17 protein-coding genes and 2 tRNA genes are annotated in these 16,641 nt (G+C 43.0%); 11 read left to right on the top strand and 8 right to left on the bottom strand.

Translation table 11 applies throughout. The annotated features are described in order from the left end of the window. Positions 1–161: 161 nt before the first annotated feature. From BACINT_RS02880 to ribD, 7 genes are all read right to left on the bottom strand, one after another. Positions 162–665 carry an OmpH/Skp family outer membrane protein gene (locus tag BACINT_RS02880; protein ID WP_007660473.1) on the bottom strand — a complete coding sequence of 168 codons (504 nt, stop codon included), beginning with the start codon at positions 663–665 and terminating at the stop codon, positions 162–164. Positions 666–798: 133 nt separating this feature from the next. Then, positions 799–1,314: an OmpH/Skp family outer membrane protein gene (locus BACINT_RS02875; RefSeq protein WP_044154681.1), complete on the bottom strand. Its 516-nt coding sequence runs from the start codon at positions 1,312–1,314 to the stop codon at positions 799–801. 23 nt (positions 1,315–1,337) lie between these two features. Continuing rightward, positions 1,338–3,980 (bottom strand): outer membrane protein assembly factor BamA, encoded by a 2,643-nt coding sequence (bamA, locus tag BACINT_RS02870; RefSeq protein ID WP_007660471.1) that lies wholly within the window; start codon positions 3,978–3,980, stop codon positions 1,338–1,340. A gap of 28 nt (positions 3,981–4,008) precedes the next feature. After that, positions 4,009–4,743, bottom strand: coding sequence for an isoprenyl transferase (locus BACINT_RS02865; RefSeq protein WP_007660470.1), 735 nt, complete (start codon positions 4,741–4,743; stop codon positions 4,009–4,011). A 6-nt stretch (positions 4,744–4,749) separates the two neighbouring features. Beyond that, positions 4,750–5,445, bottom strand: a complete 696-nt coding sequence (gene porG / locus BACINT_RS02860; RefSeq protein WP_007660469.1) for a type IX secretion system protein PorG — start codon at positions 5,443–5,445, stop codon at positions 4,750–4,752. A 54-nt stretch (positions 5,446–5,499) separates the two neighbouring features. Further along, positions 5,500–6,900: a DUF6242 domain-containing protein gene (locus BACINT_RS02855; protein WP_007660467.1), complete on the bottom strand. Its 1,401-nt coding sequence runs from the start codon at positions 6,898–6,900 to the stop codon at positions 5,500–5,502. A 143-nt stretch (positions 6,901–7,043) separates the two neighbouring features. Beyond that, positions 7,044–8,081, bottom strand: a complete 1,038-nt coding sequence (gene ribD / locus BACINT_RS02850) for a bifunctional diaminohydroxyphosphoribosylaminopyrimidine deaminase/5-amino-6-(5-phosphoribosylamino)uracil reductase RibD (RefSeq protein WP_007660466.1) — start codon at positions 8,079–8,081, stop codon at positions 7,044–7,046. Between the two features lie 235 nt (positions 8,082–8,316). Between ribD and prmC the strand changes: the two genes are divergently transcribed. The 11 genes from prmC to BACINT_RS02790 all read left to right on the top strand — a co-directional run bounded on the left by prmC (position 8,317) and on the right by BACINT_RS02790 (position 16,258). Then, positions 8,317–9,153: a peptide chain release factor N(5)-glutamine methyltransferase gene (prmC, locus tag BACINT_RS02845; protein ID WP_007660465.1), complete on the top strand. Its 837-nt coding sequence runs from the start codon at positions 8,317–8,319 to the stop codon at positions 9,151–9,153. Continuing rightward, the gene (locus BACINT_RS02840; protein ID WP_007660456.1) at positions 9,150–9,629 is read left to right on the top strand and encodes a regulatory protein RecX; all 480 of its coding nucleotides are present in this window, start codon (positions 9,150–9,152) and stop codon (positions 9,627–9,629) included. Before prmC ends, BACINT_RS02840 begins: the two co-directional genes overlap by 4 nt. 81 nt (positions 9,630–9,710) lie before the next feature. Further along, positions 9,711–10,349 (top strand): orotate phosphoribosyltransferase, encoded by a 639-nt coding sequence (gene pyrE, locus BACINT_RS02835; RefSeq protein WP_007660454.1) that lies wholly within the window; start codon positions 9,711–9,713, stop codon positions 10,347–10,349. Between the two features lie 97 nt (positions 10,350–10,446). Then, positions 10,447–10,857, top strand: a complete 411-nt coding sequence (locus tag BACINT_RS02830) for an SRPBCC family protein (protein WP_007660453.1) — start codon at positions 10,447–10,449, stop codon at positions 10,855–10,857. 25 nt (positions 10,858–10,882) lie between these two features. After that, positions 10,883–12,223, top strand: coding sequence for an argininosuccinate lyase (argH, locus tag BACINT_RS02825; RefSeq protein ID WP_007660452.1), 1,341 nt, complete (start codon positions 10,883–10,885; stop codon positions 12,221–12,223). Positions 12,224–12,235: 12 nt separating this feature from the next. Beyond that, a complete protein-coding gene (locus BACINT_RS02820; RefSeq protein WP_007660451.1) occupies positions 12,236–12,685 on the top strand; it encodes a Rieske (2Fe-2S) protein in 450 nt (149 codons plus the stop codon). Between the two features lie 84 nt (positions 12,686–12,769). Then, a tRNA-Gly gene (locus BACINT_RS02815) sits at positions 12,770–12,842 on the top strand. 14 nt (positions 12,843–12,856) lie between these two features. Then, positions 12,857–12,940, top strand: a tRNA-Leu gene (locus BACINT_RS02810). 466 nt (positions 12,941–13,406) lie between these two features. After that, positions 13,407–15,086, top strand: a complete 1,680-nt coding sequence (locus tag BACINT_RS02800) for a beta-N-acetylhexosaminidase (RefSeq protein ID WP_021968147.1) — start codon at positions 13,407–13,409, stop codon at positions 15,084–15,086. A gap of 72 nt (positions 15,087–15,158) precedes the next feature. Beyond that, positions 15,159–15,803, top strand: a complete 645-nt coding sequence (locus tag BACINT_RS02795; RefSeq protein ID WP_007660448.1) for a hypothetical protein — start codon at positions 15,159–15,161, stop codon at positions 15,801–15,803. Between the two features lie 5 nt (positions 15,804–15,808). Further along, positions 15,809–16,258, top strand: coding sequence for a hypothetical protein (locus BACINT_RS02790; protein WP_007660447.1), 450 nt, complete (start codon positions 15,809–15,811; stop codon positions 16,256–16,258). A 68-nt stretch (positions 16,259–16,326) separates the two neighbouring features. Here BACINT_RS02790 and BACINT_RS02785 read toward each other — a convergent pair whose 3' ends face one another. Next, positions 16,327–16,524: a DUF2007-related protein gene (locus BACINT_RS02785; protein WP_025834708.1), complete on the bottom strand. Its 198-nt coding sequence runs from the start codon at positions 16,522–16,524 to the stop codon at positions 16,327–16,329. Between the last annotated feature and the right edge of the window lie 117 nt (positions 16,525–16,641).

Here is a 16,641-nt window from a genome sequence, read left to right as displayed (position 1 = left end):
AGCTTAGTACACGTTGCAAAGATAATGCAAATCGGATGCAGAACTTTCATGCTTGCATGAAAAAGTTCTGCTGAGATGCAGCTTATCTTCTTTAAAGATAGAAAAAGGCGTAAACTGTATACAGTCCACGCCTTTTTCTATCTTTAAACGATTAGTCTTTCTTATTTGATGCCCAACTGGGTTTTTACTTTAGCTGTAACATCTACACTTTCTGAACTTACATAAGGTATCGGTGTACGAGCCAAGTCGAAGATATAGATTACACCTTCTGCTTTACCTACAGCTTGAATAGCTTCATCCAATTTTTTATAAATAGGCACTAAAGCTTCTTGCTGTGCTTTCTGCATATTTTGATAAGCGTCTTGTTGGAACTCTTCTTGTCTTTGAGCCATGTCCTGCAATTCTTTTTGGCGTCTTTCTGCAATATTCTTCGGCAGAGAGTCTGCTTGTTGCTGGAATTCCTGAACTTTCTTATTGAATTCAGTTTGAGAACGCTGCATTTCTTCCTGATACTGTTTTGACATAGCGTCGAGGTCAGCTTGTGCCTTAGTATATTCCGGCATAGCAACAATAACCTCCTGAGAGTTCATGTGAGCAAATTTCTGTGCCATCGCTCCTAACGGAAGGGCGAATAGTACTACGAGTAGTGCGATTTTTTTAAGCATAATGTTTATTGTTTATTTTAATAATTAGTCGTTGTTTGGTGCAAATATAGTGCAAAGCAAATGTAAAACAAAATAAGCCAGCTTATTTTTAATATTGAGATACCGCCTATATTCGACTAGCAAATGTATGAAATTAATTTGAATATCCTAACTTCTCAAGCACTTCATTACTGATGTCAATACGCGGAGAAGCAAAAATAATGCTTGTTGCGGATGCCCGGTCTACAACTACCGAATATCCTTTCTGCTCCGATATTTCTTTAACCGCATTATAAATCTCATCCTGAATGGGTTGCATCAGACTTTCCCGTTTCTTGAATAATTCCCCTTCAGGTCCGAAATAAGTGCGGCGAAGTTCAGCGGCTTCTTTCTCCTTAGCGACAATCGCTTCCTCTTTCTTTCCCTTTTGTTCTTCAGAAAGGAAGACGGCTTCCGATTGATAGTTCTTGTACAACGTTTTGGCTTCCTCGGCAACTTTCTCTACTTCACTTTGCCACTTCTTGGAAGCTTGGTTCAACTGTTCGTTAGCACGTTCGTATGCCGGAATATTTTTCAGAATATACTCCATGTCAATCAAGGCAAACTTTTGTGCACTGGCTGTCATGCCTACGGCAAACAGCAAGATCATTAATAAAACAGACTTTCTCATAACGTTTGGTTTTTGTGATACAATTAGAATTCCTGTCCTAAGATAAAGTGGAACTGACTGCCACCGTAATCTTTCGAACCACGTATTTTATCGAAACCATAAGCCCAGTCAATACCCATCATACCGATCATCGGCAGGAAGATACGGACACCAATACCTGCAGAACGTTTCAATTCGAACGGATTAAAGTTCTTTACATCGTGCCATGCATTACCGGCTTCTACAAAACCTAACGCATAAATACTGGTACTTGTTTCCAGCATCAGCGGATATCTTAACTCAAGTCCGAGACGGGTATACGCATAACCTTCGTAGCCGTAAGGGGTTAATGAACTGTTTTCATAACCACGAAGAGCGATACTTTCCGTAGCGTAGCTGGAGTAGCCGGTCATACCGTCACCACCCACGTCGAATGTTTCGAACGGAGACTTCTTATACTTGTTGTAATGTCCTAACAAACCGAATTCAACACGCCCCATCAATACCGGAGTACGTTTAACTGCTATCGGGTCCATCAACGGGATGTACACTTTAGATTTGAATTTCCATTTGTGGTATTCAATCCATTTGTGCATCTTGTTCATATCATCCTGATTGCTGGTACTGTATTTGCTGTAGTCAGTTCCATCGAACAGTGAGTACGGCGGAGTCAACTGTACAGACAATGAGAATTCAGAACCTGAACGAGGATAAATCGGGTTATCAATAGAACTACGAGACAAAGTCAGGTTAATGCTGAGGTTATTACACTTACCATTTGTAACAGGGAAGTATTGCCAGTCGCTCAGGATATAGCGTTGGTAGGATAACTCAGCAGTGAACTGGAAGTAGTCATCCGGCCATTTCAAACGCTTACCGAACATAGCGGCTACACCGAACATCTTGATAGACTTATCAGGGTCATAATAGTTTTCATAACTATTGTAGTTGCCGTAGTTGTACATACCGTAACCATACATACCACTATACATACTGTTGTAGTAGCTGTTCATGTATGCTGAGTTGTAGTAACGGCTACTGATGTCTGTCTGTACAGAATAGAATGCTGACAGAGAGAATGCATTCGGACGTTTGCCTCCAAACCATGGATCGTAGAATGAAATGCTATAGGATTGATAATACTTGGCATTGGTTTGTCCGCTGACGGTCAAAGTCTGACCATCACCCTGTGGCAGGATACCACGATAATTTTCACCCGGATGCAGTAAGTTGGCAAGTGAGAAGTTGGTGAACTTCAAACTCAACTTACCGATGATACCGGTTTGTCCCCAACCGGCAGAGAATTCTACCTGGTCGTTAGCTTTGGATACCAGATCGTAACCTATATCCACTGTTCCGTCTTCCGGTCTTGGTTGGATATCCGGTTTGATTTGTTCCGGGTCGAAATGTCCCATCTGCTGGATTTCACGCATAGAACGCATCAAGTCTTCACGGCTGAAAAGGTCGCCCGGACGGGTACGGAGTTCACGACGAACAACGTTTTCGTACAAACGGTCGTTACCATTGATGCTGACCTTATTGATGGTAGCCTGACGACCTTCGAAAATACGCATTTCGAGGTCGATAGAGTCTCCTACGATATTCACTTCTACGGGTTCAAGGCTGTAGAACAAATAACCGTTGTTATAGTAGAGATTACCGATAGCGTCTTCGTCTGACATGGTACGTTCTTCCAGCAACTTCTGGTTGTATACGTCACCTTTCTTCATACGAAGCATAAAGTTCAATTGTTCGGAAGGATACAGAGTATTACCTACCCACGTTACATTGCGCAGATAATATTTCTCTCCTTCATCAATCTTCATGAAGATATCCACGGTGCGGTCATCATACGGTTTGATGCTGTCTTCTACAATCATGGCATCGCGATAACCCAACTCGTTGTACTTATCGATGATCAACTGTTTGTCTGCCTCGAAGTTTTCTTCCACGAACTTCTTGGTACGGAACAGGTTGAGCAGTTTATTCTTTTCGTTGGTCTTCTTCATGATGCGTTTCAACTTCTTGGTTGTGATCGCTTCATTACCAACGATGGTGATTTCATGCACTTTTACCTTCTCTTTTTTGTCGATATCAATATCCACGATTACTTGGTTTTCGTTGGATACATCGTCTTTTTGTGAGATGATAACTTCTGCGTTCTTAAAGCCCTTGTCGTCAAAGTAACGTTTGATCAGAGTCTTGGCACGGTCGATGACATTGGGTGTCACCTGTCCCCCCTTGATCATACCGATCCGGCTCTCGATGTCTTCACGTTCTGATTTCTTCACTCCGTGATAGCGGATTTCAGAGACACGAGGGCGTTGAGTCAGATGAATTGTTAACCAAATCTTGTCACCTTCTATCTTGTCTGCGGTGATCTGAACATTGGAGAACAAGCCATGACGCCAGTAACGCTTACAAGCCTGAGTGACTTCTTCACCCGGGATAGTAATCGTTTGGCCTACAGACAAACCGGAAAGTCCGATCAGTACATAGTCCTCATAGTTCTTTACTCCTTCTACTTTAATTTCTGCAATTTCATACTTTTTGGGTGCTCCCGAGTAGAGAATAACCGGCTTTGCTGCGTCGTCATCGGTGCCATTGGCATCTTGAGCCGCGCTTGTCAATACACAACCAAAGAGGCAGATAAACGCTGTGAGTATAGAGAAAATACGATAGTGCATTTATGTTTTGGATTAAATATGTTTGAGTTTAACTGATTTGTTCACTGGTTTTACCGAATCTGCGTTCCCGTCTCTGGTAGTCGCAGATGGCTTTGCGAAGTTCCTCTTCCCGGAAGTCAGGCCAATAGGTTTCGCAAAAATAAAGTTCCGAATACGCGCATTGCCAAAGTAGGTAATTGCTCAGGCGGATTTCTCCACCGGTACGTATCAGCAAGTCGGGATCAGGCATGAAGCCGGTTGTCAGGTGCTTCGACATTAAATCGCAGTTGATTTGTTCGGGTGTCAATTCTCCTTTCTGTACCAAGACAGCTATTTGCCGGCTGGCTTCTGTTATTTCCCAACGTGAAGAATAACTAAGAGCAAGTACCAGGCACATGCCTGTATTCTTAGATGTATGTTCTACGCAATTGTATAAACGGGTTTGTACATTTGCGGGTAACTTTTCTATATCTCCGATAATCCGGAAACTGATGTTGTTCTTCATGAATGTATCTTCTTCGATGGAATCGAAAAGAAGGCTCATCAGAGCAGCAACTTCGTCTGTAGGACGGTTCCAATTTTCGGTTGAGAACGTATATAGGGTCAGATATCTGATGCCCAGCCTGGCGGCTTCTTCGGCTATCACATGAACGGTTTCTGCACCGATCTGATGTCCGTAGCTGCGTTCGTGTCCACGCTGCTTCGCCCATCGTCCGTTGCCGTCCATGATAATCGCCACATGCTGGGGTATCCGGCTCAAATCAATTTGTTCTTTATATTGCATCTTTTTTTAGTTGTTACATTCCTTACATCTTGGGAAGAGGTCGTAGGTGATGAAAAAAACAGTAAATGCGTAACTATCTTTATTCTTCCAACCTTTTCCTTTTATCTGGTACGGATCTTCCAGCTGCAAGCCTTCCCGTTGGGTAACATCCAACTGATCGCTAAGACTGAACCGCATCGTAAACTCACATCCTATATTGATGCGCGGGGTTGCTTTGTATTTTACTCCCACTCCAATAGGAATGTTCATTGTAAAGATCGTCTTTACAGGTTTTGGTGCAAACGTAAAACCTAATCCACCTAATATATAAGGTGTAAACCGACGGTCACCCCGGTACGTGTTACCAATACCATATCCCAAAAAGTTATATTCAAATTGCGCTCCTAAATCGAATATAGTCCGTTTGAAGGTGGCATACTCTTCATTGGGATACGCATTTTTGAAATCTCTCGTGTCGCCGGAAATCCTGCCGGCTGTCAGGTTACCTTTTATAGCCATGTGTGGATTCAGTAAGTATCGGGCAATGAAACCTCCCGCTATTCCTGTGTTCTTAAACAGGGTACTGCTATTCGCATCTCCCATATAAAAACTTCCTCCAATGGCTCCTCCCAGTTCCCAAGTATATTCCTCTTGCGCAATGGCGCAACAGAAGGGAAACATGAGCAGAAAAAACACTATCTTTATATTCCTTGCAATAGTCATACCGTTCTCTTTATGTTCCTTATTTATTAGGGAAACGGAAAATAGACTATTTTATTATTGTATCTTGAAACCCAGTTTGTTTAGACGACCTCGCCATATACTACCGTCGTTCCATACAATCCAAATATAATGATTCTTATCGATAGTCAAAGAATAATCTCCTTTGTCCTTGAAGAGGCTTTCGTATGTAACTTCTTCTTCATCGTCTTCATCTTCTCCCGGAGTTACTATCTTTTTCATTGGATACTTGAACTTCTCAGCAGATTCATTCCAGGCGATACCTACTCGTGAGGAATAGATAGTTTCAAATTTTCCACCCATCATGTGAAACAGGCCTCCATAATACATGATAGCCGGGTTCTCCATAGCCGGACAGTAGAAATCGCTTGGAGTACTCATGTCAGCCCATGTCAGCCCATCCATTGTGAACCAAGGAACTACTGCTTTGGCTGATGTTTCTGTTTTACCCACTACTACTGTTTGCTTGATGCCGCTTGCATTCGTAAATACAGTAGCATATATGTCTTTTACTGGGAAATCATTGGATACTGTTTCTTTGCTTCTGGTCCAGTTTTTACCATCAGTACTTATGCAGAAATATTTCTGGCCTCCATCCAGAAGAATACCGATTAAGGTTTCCTCTGATATGCCTGTTAGTGCATCAGCTTTAAGTGTAGCAACCAGTATGCTCATTTGCATGTTTTGTACTTCCTTGTTCTCCTTCACTTCCTGTATACCGGCATTTACCCATGTACTTCCATTATTGGAGCAGAATATATCTCCATTTGGGGCTGCTACAAAAAGTTGGTTTTTGAAGCTTACAATAGATCCCAAGTCGACATTGGCCGGCATGCCCGTAACTTCGATGGCATTCCAAGATAAATAGGCTGGATTTCCTAATGAACTGCGGTATGCTGATGTTGTAGAAGTATAGACAAATAGATTTTCTTCTTCGGCATCATTTTTAAGAATTACTGATTTCTGCTTGTTGGCGGCAGGGGAAGTTGGCAATGATGACATTTCTCTCCAGATTAGCGAATCCGGATCTTGCTTGTGAACATTTACTGTGATTTTATATTCACGGGTAGTAACTCTGTCGGCTGCATGTACTTTCAGAGTGATCGGTTCTCTCAGGTCAACGGAGTCAGTAAGGTTGTTGAATAGTGTATCTTGTAAACCGGATGTAACCCAGCCTGTAACATTGAGTGTGTCAATCAATATCTTGTCTATGATAGTGTCTGATCCAACAGGAAGTGAGTCAACATTATAAATTTCTCTTTTCAGTTGATCAATCGTAAACTTATAATATATACCTTTTTTTATGGTGTCAAGACCAAAGGCACGTATCGTTGCGTCGGAACTGTATTCATAATTATCATCTGAGTTAAGGCACGAACTTATGGCAATCGACATAAGAAGAAAACTCATGATTACGGATAAAAACTTTATTCTCATTTCTAAAGATAGTGTTTATTTACAAGTTGCAAAAATAGGAACATTTTTCTCGATAAACAGCATAACAGGCAAGTTTTATATAAAATTATAGATAATATGCCCGTTTTTCTCGATAAAAAAGCATCAAAATGAGGTAATTCGCGCTATTTTGCCGTAGTGTAATGCCGTATACTTCTACCGAAATATTGTTCGTTGACATAACTATTTTTATCGTTCATTTTAGGTGCATTAACACCGGATGTCAGATGAATGGGACTCTCTTCGACAAAGGCTTCATCCCAGAGGCTGGCATCAATGAAAGATTGCAGTAAGGTACTCCCGCCTTCTACTAAAAGGGATTGGAGATTGCGTTCGTACAGAACTTGCATGATCTGGGGCAATATATCTTGTCCGAAGTTTATCGGAAGATATTCTACGCCGGGAAGGGAATTATGGGGATGTTCGGTAAATACGAGTGTAGGCACGTTGCCATCAAACAAGTGGAGCGTCGGTGACAGGCTCAGTCTCCGGTCGATGACAAGGCGTACGGGAGAACGCCCATACCAGTTGCGTACATTAAGGGAGGGATTGTCCAGTTCGGCGGTGCGTGTACCTACAAGTATGGCAGCATGCTCTGCACGCTTTTTATGTACCATCATGGAAGTCAACGGAGTGGATAGGATGACAGGGCTGCCTCCGTTCCTGTGTAAATCAATGAAACCATCCGCAGATTCTGCCCATTTCAGGGTGATATACGGGCGGCGTAAGGTATGGAAAGTGATGAAACGTCTGATGAGGTGTCGGCATTCATTTTCCAATACTCCTACGGTTACTTCTCGTCCGGCATCTTTCAGCTTTTGTATACCTCGTCCGGCAACTTTGGAAAAAGGGTCCTGGCAACCGATAACAATGCGGGGAATTTGTTTTTCAATAATCAAATCGGCGCAAGGCGGCGTTTTTCCATGATGAGAACAAGGCTCAAGACTGACGTAAATTGTTGAGCGTTTCAATAATGAAGTGTCTTTTACGGAACGAATGGCATTCACTTCAGCATGCGCTTCTCCGCAGCGTACATGATATCCTTCTCCGATAATTTTCCCATCGCATACGATGACTGCTCCTACCATTGGGTTAGGGGCGGCATTGCAAAATCCGTTCTGTGCCAGTTGTATACAGCGACGCATGTATTTTTCTTCTTCCATGTGTGTTATCTTTCTATGATAATTCTTACTTTTGCACTCCGAAATAGATTCTTCGTCGTTCGGAATACAGGTTTCCCGGTGATATACCCGATATCTGTCCGGTACTTACCAAGTCCGTACCATCTCCGTATCTATACGCTTGGACTTGGTATGGAGTTGGTACGGACTTGACACGGACTTGGTCTCATCTTGGTCCGGTAATAGAACTGACGAAGAATCCCCAAAATATCCATTTATGAATATTACCGCCTCTTATATCCGCCGTGAACTGCAGGATTATTATACACCGCAGGAAGCCGGAAATTTGTCCAGACTTATCTGTTGCGAGATTCTGGGGCAGTCGGTTGTGGATTATTATTTGGGCAAAGATATAACTTTATCTGCAAAAGCAGAACAGGAATTGCAAAGCCTTCTCAGGCGTTTACGGAATTTTGAACCAATACAATATATTTTAGGAGAAGCACGTTTTCTGGGGAGAACATTTCAGGTAGCTTCCGGTGTCCTTATTCCACGCCCTGAAACGGAAGAACTGGTGGAAATAATGTTGAAAGAGATTTCTTCTACTTCTCGTGTTTTAGATATTGGAACAGGCAGTGGTTGTATTGCTGCCACGTTGGCAAAGGAATTGCCCGGAGCACAGGTTACTGCCTGGGATGTGTCTGAAGAAGCTTTGGCTATTGCTGCTGCTAACAGTCTGGCTTTACAAGTGCCTGTCTGTTTTGAACAGCGTGATGTACTGACTTATATTCCCGGTGTAACAGAACGTTATGATGTGATAGTGAGCAATCCGCCTTATGTTACTGAAGCAGAGAAACAAGATATGGAACGGAATGTGCTGGATTGGGAACCCTCTTTGGCGCTGTTTGTGCCTGATGCAGATCCTTTGCGTTTCTATCGTCGCATATCCGTGCTTGGGCTTGAAATACTTGAACCTGACGGAAAACTTTATTTTGAAATTAACCGTACTTTTGGAGAAGATATCGTGCTTATGATGCGTGAATTAGGATATCGCTTTGTGCGTCTTCAAAAGGATATTTCCCATAATGATCGATTTGTAATAGCGCAAAAATGACAAATATTACTGAAACAGAGGCTTTAAGTAAAGTTGCAGGCTATTGCTCTACAGCAGAGCATTGCCGTGCCGAGATTTCCGAGAAACTACAACGTTGGGGATTGCCGTACGATGCCATTGATCGTATCCTTAAACGGCTGGAAGATGAGAAGTATATTGATGAAGAACGATTTTGCCGGGCTTTTGTCAATGACAAGTATCGCTTTGCGAAATGGGGAAAAGTGAAAATAGCCCAGGCACTCCAGATGAAAAAGGTTTCTTATAATGTATGCCGGCGTTTTTTGAATGAGATAGATGAGGAAGAATACCTATCTGTTTTAGATGGCCTGTTGGCTGCAAAACGTAAAAGTGTACATGCGGAGAATGAATATGAGTTAAATGGAAAGTTAATGCGTTTTGCGCTGAGCCGTGGGTTCGAAATGAAAGATATTCGTCATTGTATACAGCTTTCTGATGAAAATGATGACTTTGAGTGAAAAATCTCTTTATTCTTTTTTTTATTCTCATTCAGTTTCCGTATTTTTGTGCCATATTTACTATAAATAGCTAATTTGGTTATGAGAACTTTAGAAAAACTATTCGCAGAGAAGTTGCTGAAGATAAAAGCGATTAAACTACAACCGGCTAATCCCTTTACTTGGGCTTCCGGATGGAAATCTCCTTTTTACTGTGATAACCGCAAAACTCTTTCCTATCCTTCCTTGCGTAATTTTGTAAAGATTGAAATTACCCGTTTGATATTGGAACGTTTCGGGCAGGTGGATGCAATTGCCGGTGTAGCAACAGGTGCCATTCCTCAAGGAGCTTTGGTTGCCGATGCGCTGAACTTGCCGTTTGTGTACGTACGTTCTACCCCGAAAGACCATGGTCTGGAAAACCTGATTGAAGGAGAACTTCGTCCGGGTATGAAGGTTGTTGTGGTCGAAGATTTGATTTCTACAGGTGGAAGCAGTCTGAAGGCTGTAGAGGCTATACGCCGTGATGGATGTGAAGTTATCGGTATGGTAGCTGCATATACTTACGGTTTTCCTATTGCGGAAAAAGCATTCAAAGATGCCAAAGTTCCTTTGGTAACGCTGACAAATTATGAGGCTGTGTTGGATGTTGCACTTCGTACGGGTTATATAGAAGAAGAAGATATAGCAACGCTGAACGAATGGCGTAAGGACCCTGCACATTGGGATGCTGGAAAGTAACAGCGGTTTATTCTATAAAATAAATAATATGACGAAAGGGCCATTCGGATAGATTCTGTCCGGATAGTTCTTTTTGTCTTTTAAAGAGATTCAAAATATGACAAAATTTGAAAGTGGTGTGAAGACAATACCTGCTTCGCAGGAAGCTGTTTATGAGAAATTATCTGATTTGAATAATCTGGAAAAGTTTAAAGACAGCTTGCCGGAGGATAAAGTGAAGAACTTGAGCTTTGATTCGGAGAGTATAGTGATAGAAGCTGCTCCTGTGGGTAAGATCGCGTTAAGTATAGTAGAGAAAGACCCGTGTAAATGTATCAAGTTTGCCACGACCACTTCACCGTTGCCGTTTAATCTGTGGATACAGATTGTGCCGGTAACAGAGACTGAATGTAAAATGAAGCTAACCATCGGCATGGAATTGAATCCTTTTATGAAAGGTCTGGTTCAGAAACCTTTGCAGGAAGGATTAGAGAAAATGGCGGATATGCTTTCGATTATACCGTATTAATCACTAATCATTAATCACTAAATAAATGGCTCAGAAACTTTGGGAGAAATCCGTTCAGGTAAATAAGGATATAGAACGTTTTACAGTGGGGCGTGACCGTGAAATGGATCTTTACTTGGCAAAGCATGATGTGATAGGCTCTATGGCCCATATTACAATGCTCGAAAGTATCGGTCTGTTGACAAACGAAGAATTGGGTCTCCTACTTGATGAATTGAAGAATATCTATGCAGCTGCTGAAAAAGGCGAGTTTGTGATAGAAGAGGGAGTAGAGGATGTACACTCGCAAGTGGAGTTAATGCTGACGCGTAAATTAGGTGATGTCGGTAAGAAGATACACAGTGGCCGTTCTCGGAATGACCAGGTACTGCTCGACCTGAAACTTTTCACGCGTGAACAGATCAAGGATATTGCCGAGGCGGTGGAGCAACTATTCCATGTGCTGATATGCCAGAGCGAGCGTTTCAAGGATGTGCTTATGCCTGGCTATACTCATCTGCAAATAGCAATGCCATCTTCTTTCGGTTTGTGGTTTGGTGCTTATGCTGAAAGTCTGGTAGATGATATGCTTTTCCTGCAGGCAGCATTTAAAATGTGTAATCGGAATCCTTTGGGATCAGCTGCCGGATATGGTTCTTCATTCCCACTGAACCGTACAATGACAACAAGTTTATTGGGATTTGACTCCTTAAACTATAATGTTGTTTATGCACAGATGGGGCGTGGCAAGATGGAACGTAATGTAGCTTTTGCCTTGGCAAGCATTGCCGGTACTATTTCTAAACTGGCTTTTGATGCTTGTATGTTCAATAGCCAGAATTTTGGTTTCGTGAAGTTGCCTGATGATTGCACGACCGGTTCCAGCATTATGCCTCATAAGAAGAATCCTGATGTTTTTGAACTGACACGTGCTAAATGTAATAAGTTGCAGTCATTGCCACAACAGATCATGATGATTGCTAATAATCTGCCTTCTGGATATTTCCGTGATTTGCAGATTATTAAAGAAGTATTCTTGCCTGCTTTCCAGGAACTGAAAGATTGTTTGCAGATGACGACTTATATCATGAATGAAATCAAAGTGAATGAACATATTCTTGATGATGACAAGTATCTGCTTATTTTCAGTGTGGAGGAAGTAAATCGTCTGGCACGTGAAGGTATGCCTTTCCGGGATGCTTATAAGAAAGTGGGACTGGATATTGAAGCCGGGAACTTCTCACATAGTAAGCAAGTGCATCATACGCATGAAGGAAGTATTGGTAATCTCTGTAACGATGAAATCTCTGCACTGATGCAAGAAGTGGTAGATGGTTTTAATTTTCATGGGATGGAAGTGGCTGAAAAAGCCTTGCTTGGACGATAAGTATAACATTGTATGCGGAAATTCTGTATAATTATAGGGATGCTTTGGCTGTGTGTTGCCGGTTGCGGTGATTCATACGAGTCAAGCATTCCTTCTATTAGTTTTAATTTCTCATGCAGTCTTTCACAGTCTCCTTATTATAAGATTACGACCCCCGGCCAATTCTTGAAGGTAGATAAGAATGTGAATGGCTTACCTGTAGGCTATGCAGGATTAATAATAGGACAAAGCGTATATTCGGATGGCAATACCTATGTCGCTTATGATGCCGCCTGTCCGGTGGAGGCCAATCGTAGCGTTTCAGTCGAGTTGGTAGAAGATGGATTGGGCACTGCTGAATGTCCTAAATGCCACACTAAATATAATTTAAGCAGTGGTGGATTCCCCACAGGAGAAGGTACGGAATACCTGAAACATTATAAAGTCTCTGTATCCGGTACTACTTTGCAAGTCCGTAACTGATAAAATAGCAACTTTTTCTATGTAAAAAATTTGGCTGTAACGGGGAAACTCCTTATCTTTGCACCCGTTCTACAAAAAAGACCTGCGGAAATAGCTCAGTTGGTAGAGCATAACCTTGCCAAGGTTAGGGTCGCGAGTTCGAGTCTCGTTTTCCGCTCTCCTTTATAGGATGCTCGAATGGTGGAATGGTAGACACGAAGGACTTAAAATCCTTTGGCCATTGCGGCTGTGCGGGTTCAAGTCCCGCTTCGAGTACTTGATTAGAGCTCCATGAATCATTGATTTATGGAGTTTTATTTTTTTAGGCATCTTCTTGTTTCTCTACTCTTTACATTCCACACCGCTATGCTTTAAACTCTTTATTGATAGGTACTTCCGGGTGGTATGGGCAGCAATGGAGGCGTAGAAGGCAGATAAACTTGCATTTACCCTATTCTTTTTGTTGATTTGCTTAAAGGAAAATGCCCGGATGCCCGGTTCAAAACTTCGTTTTCCAATTGCGGGCTGTCCGTTTTCCAACTGCGGGCTGCCGGGCCTCCACATGGAAACTGTCGGGCCTGCAATTGAAGGACGAAGATTTGTCGGCACTAAAATGGGAAAATGCATCAGGCAAAAGCATGTTTTGCCTTGGGCATTACTTCATTTTTCCCTTTATTCCGGGCGAATGATTAAGCAGCTTTCCGTAAAAGCCTTATATTTGCAGTATAAATCATCATCATCTATGTACTTAAAGAAAATTATGGCTGCAACCCTTGCCCTTACTGCGCTTGCCGGGCAGGCACAGGAGAAACCTTTCAACATCATTCCCGAACCGGTGGAAACTACCGTGACCGGACAGGGAGAGTTTCAAATCCAACGTAATACGACGATTCGTGTGTCGGAGCCTGCATTGGCTTCCTCGGCTACGTATCTGGCGGATTATATGGACCGTTATCTCGGCATACCGCTGCAAACGGAAATTCCTAAGACGGGTAAATCCCGGAGGAAAGGGAATCCTGCGGTAGAAGCAATCACTCTGAAACCTGGTGAACCAGCTTGTATCGTTCTAATTAACCGGAAGAACGGAGAGGTTTCCGGTGGTTATCAGTTGGAGATTATTCCGGCGGAGGGCATACGCATTGAAGGAAATGACGAAGCAGGTGTTTTCTATGGTGTGCAGACACTGATACAATTGCTGCCTACCCGTGCCGGAGTGTTGCCTATCCTTCCGGCTGTGAAGGTGAATGACTATCCCCGCTTTGCCTATCGGGGCATGCATCTCGATGTGGTGCGCCATTTCTTTCCGGTATCATTCATTAAGAAGTATATCGATTATCTTGCACTGCATAAACTCAACTATTTCCACTGGCATCTGACAGACGACCAAGCCTGGCGTGTTGAAATGAAATGCCGACCGGAACTGACAGAGAAAGGTTCCGTCCGTGAAGGGGAAATCCTCGGACTTTATCCGGGAAAATACCAACCGTTGCCTTATGGCGGATATTATACCCATGAAGATGTGCGCGAGATAGTGCGCTATGCTGCCGAACGTCACATCACGGTGATACCCGAAATAGATATTCCCGGTCACTGCATGGCTGTCCTTGCCACCTATCCGCAATTCAGTACTACGCCGGATGAGCCGAAGAAAGCGGCACTGACGTGGGGTATCTTCAATAAATTCAGTAACGTGCTGGCGCCCAAACCGGAAGTTTTCGACTTTCTGAAAGATGTGTTTTCTGAATTGTGTGACTTGTTCCCCGGCCAATATATCCATGTTGGCGGAGACGAATGTGCCAAGCGTTGGTGGCAGGAGTCGGAAGAAACGCAGCAATTCATGCGTGAACATGGACTGAAAGATGAGAAGGCATTGCAAAGTTACTTCGTTCATTATGTGCAAGATGTGGTGAACGGTAAAGGAAAGACGCTTATCGGTTGGGATGAAATCCTTGAAGGAGGTATTTCGGAAGATTGCATCGTGATGAACTGGCGCCGTCCGGAATTTGGAAAGAAGGCGTTGAAGACGAATCACCGCACCATATTTACCTGCTCTGCCTGGTCGTACTTCAATCTGAAAGAGAGCCGTACCCAAGTGGAAATCGGTCCGCGTGGTCCGTTGCCTCTGGAGAAAGTATATGGTTTTCAGATTGTGCCCGATTCGCTGACTGCGCAACAACAGAAACTTGTCTGGGGAGCACAGGGGTGCTTGTGGACTGAATACATCCCTACTACCTGGAAAGCAGAGTTTGCCGTTTTCCCACGTATGTCGGCACTGGCGGAAAATGTCTGGTCGCCTTTGGAGAAGAAGAACTGGGAGAACTTCTCCCGTAAAGTAGAGACGCAGTATGAACGTTATGAACTTTGGGGGGCGCGCTATTCCGAAGCATTCTTCCGTACGCAAGACGTGGAACGAAAAAGATAACAGAAAAAGCTGTCGGTATGCAGTACTTTTCTTTTTTTTGCATTTAATAAAAAAAACGCTATACAAATCATTATGAAGTACTTGCTTTGTTTCCTTGTAGGGGTGTTGTTAACTACCTCTCTGTACGCCCAAAGTGCAGGTGATAAAAGGTCCTCTTTTTCTGTTCATGCCGGACCGTCATGGTATTTGGGACAATTGATGGGAATCACCGACAGATCGGATGCCTATCGCAGTGATTTACGAAAAGGAGTGGCTTGGGATGTCAGCTATCTGGCACAAGTTGCCGGCCGGAAGTTTCAGTTCGGGGTGGGAGCGCTGTATCAGGGAAGTTCCTATAAAAATACGCACGACACCGGGGCGGATAAGATTCTGATGCACTACATGGCGCCGCAGATATCTTTGACGATGGTGAAGAAACATTATCAACTTCAGTTGGCAGGTGGAATAGGCTATCAGTTCTATAAGGATAAAAGTAAGGTGTATGGCAAGCCGCGGGATGTTTCGATGGATAAACTTGCAGGTAACCTGGCCCTCTCGGGCGAGTATTTCCTGACGAGCCACTGGGGAGCTTCGGCCCGCCTGAACTGGCTGGCATCCAGCACAGAAACTTATTCGGTGAAGTATCACGATGAGAAGTGGAATGTGGAAAATCCGAAAACCGGTACCGGTTATTTCGGTCAGTTATCTTTAGTCTTCGGTTTAAACTATCATTTTTGAGCGCTATGAAAAAGTTGTTATTTCTGTTCCTGCTGATTTGTTGCTGTGCCTGTGAAGAAGATAGAAGTGTAGACCCGACATTGATGCCGGAAGCTACAACTACAGGTGAAAATACATTGGGTTGTCTGATAGACGGTTGGGTATATACCAGTGGGCGGTATGGAATACCATCTGCTCGTTTTTATGATGATGAGGAAAATCATTATGTTGCAATTGATGCGGAAGTCGGTATCTTTAGTGGTTTGCATCTGGTGATTGTAAATCCCCGACAAGGAGCTAGTTGTACTTACATAGATGCTGTTTTTGATAGAGAAGATTTGGAAGATGGTGAAGCCTATATTACTCGTATGGATGGAACCATTATCAGTGGCACATTTAGTGGTGGGAGTATCAAAGAGGGGCGTTTTGATATAAAATATCGTGAGAAACCCGAAGGTGGAGAAGCGGTATATTGATATAAAAACTGCCCCTGAAGGAATTGCTTCCAAGGGGCAGTCTTTTTCACTTCGTCTTCTCTCAAGTCTTATAAAGCCTTTCGGTTGCTGATAACCCGTACAGCAGCGGTGTACTGTTGACAGGGAACAGACACATGAATGCCGTTGCCTTTGTCTTCAGTTGAAGCGTTGATGTAAGCTGACTTTAACAGCTGCTTCACGCTTTCCACTTCCCAGGGACTACCTGCGAAAACGTTAATCTGAGAAATCTTTCTACTTGTAATCATGTGCTTTAAATCTTTTAGTTGTACTTTCCGGTCGCAAATGTAAGCGGTTTGCGGGAAACAGAATAACTCAAATTGATCAAAAAGTAACATAAAAGGTGCAAACGATTTAGAAGTAGC

This window comes from Bacteroides intestinalis DSM 17393, from assembly GCF_000172175.1.
Classification (GTDB): domain Bacteria; phylum Bacteroidota; class Bacteroidia; order Bacteroidales; family Bacteroidaceae; genus Bacteroides; species Bacteroides intestinalis.
The sequence above is the reverse complement of the archived record's forward strand: the minus strand, read 5'-3'. Positions and strand labels throughout refer to the sequence as shown.

Excerpts from the sequence above, each read along its gene's own strand:
- BACINT_RS02880 (WP_007660473.1), bottom strand. The coding sequence starts at position 665 with ATGCTTAAAAAAATCGCACTACTCGTAGTACTATTCGCCCTTCCGTTA.
- BACINT_RS02875 (WP_044154681.1), bottom strand. The coding sequence starts at position 1,314 with ATGAGAAAGTCTGTTTTATTAATGATCTTGCTGTTTGCCGTAGGCATG.
- bamA (WP_007660471.1), bottom strand. The coding sequence starts at position 3,980 with ATGCACTATCGTATTTTCTCTATACTCACAGCGTTTATCTGCCTCTTT.
- BACINT_RS02865 (WP_007660470.1), bottom strand. The coding sequence starts at position 4,743 with ATGCAATATAAAGAACAAATTGATTTGAGCCGGATACCCCAGCATGTG.
- porG (WP_007660469.1), bottom strand. The coding sequence starts at position 5,445 with ATGACTATTGCAAGGAATATAAAGATAGTGTTTTTTCTGCTCATGTTT.
- BACINT_RS02855 (WP_007660467.1), bottom strand. The coding sequence starts at position 6,900 with ATGAGAATAAAGTTTTTATCCGTAATCATGAGTTTTCTTCTTATGTCG.
- ribD (WP_007660466.1), bottom strand. The coding sequence starts at position 8,081 with ATGGAAGAAGAAAAATACATGCGTCGCTGTATACAACTGGCACAGAAC.
- prmC (WP_007660465.1), top strand. The coding sequence starts at position 8,317 with ATGAATATTACCGCCTCTTATATCCGCCGTGAACTGCAGGATTATTAT.
- BACINT_RS02840 (WP_007660456.1), top strand. The coding sequence starts at position 9,150 with ATGACAAATATTACTGAAACAGAGGCTTTAAGTAAAGTTGCAGGCTAT.
- pyrE (WP_007660454.1), top strand. The coding sequence starts at position 9,711 with ATGAGAACTTTAGAAAAACTATTCGCAGAGAAGTTGCTGAAGATAAAA.
- BACINT_RS02830 (WP_007660453.1), top strand. The coding sequence starts at position 10,447 with ATGACAAAATTTGAAAGTGGTGTGAAGACAATACCTGCTTCGCAGGAA.
- argH (WP_007660452.1), top strand. The coding sequence starts at position 10,883 with ATGGCTCAGAAACTTTGGGAGAAATCCGTTCAGGTAAATAAGGATATA.
- BACINT_RS02820 (WP_007660451.1), top strand. The coding sequence starts at position 12,236 with ATGCGGAAATTCTGTATAATTATAGGGATGCTTTGGCTGTGTGTTGCC.
- BACINT_RS02800 (WP_021968147.1), top strand. The coding sequence starts at position 13,407 with ATGTACTTAAAGAAAATTATGGCTGCAACCCTTGCCCTTACTGCGCTT.
- BACINT_RS02795 (WP_007660448.1), top strand. The coding sequence starts at position 15,159 with ATGAAGTACTTGCTTTGTTTCCTTGTAGGGGTGTTGTTAACTACCTCT.
- BACINT_RS02790 (WP_007660447.1), top strand. The coding sequence starts at position 15,809 with ATGAAAAAGTTGTTATTTCTGTTCCTGCTGATTTGTTGCTGTGCCTGT.
- BACINT_RS02785 (WP_025834708.1), bottom strand. The coding sequence starts at position 16,524 with ATGATTACAAGTAGAAAGATTTCTCAGATTAACGTTTTCGCAGGTAGT.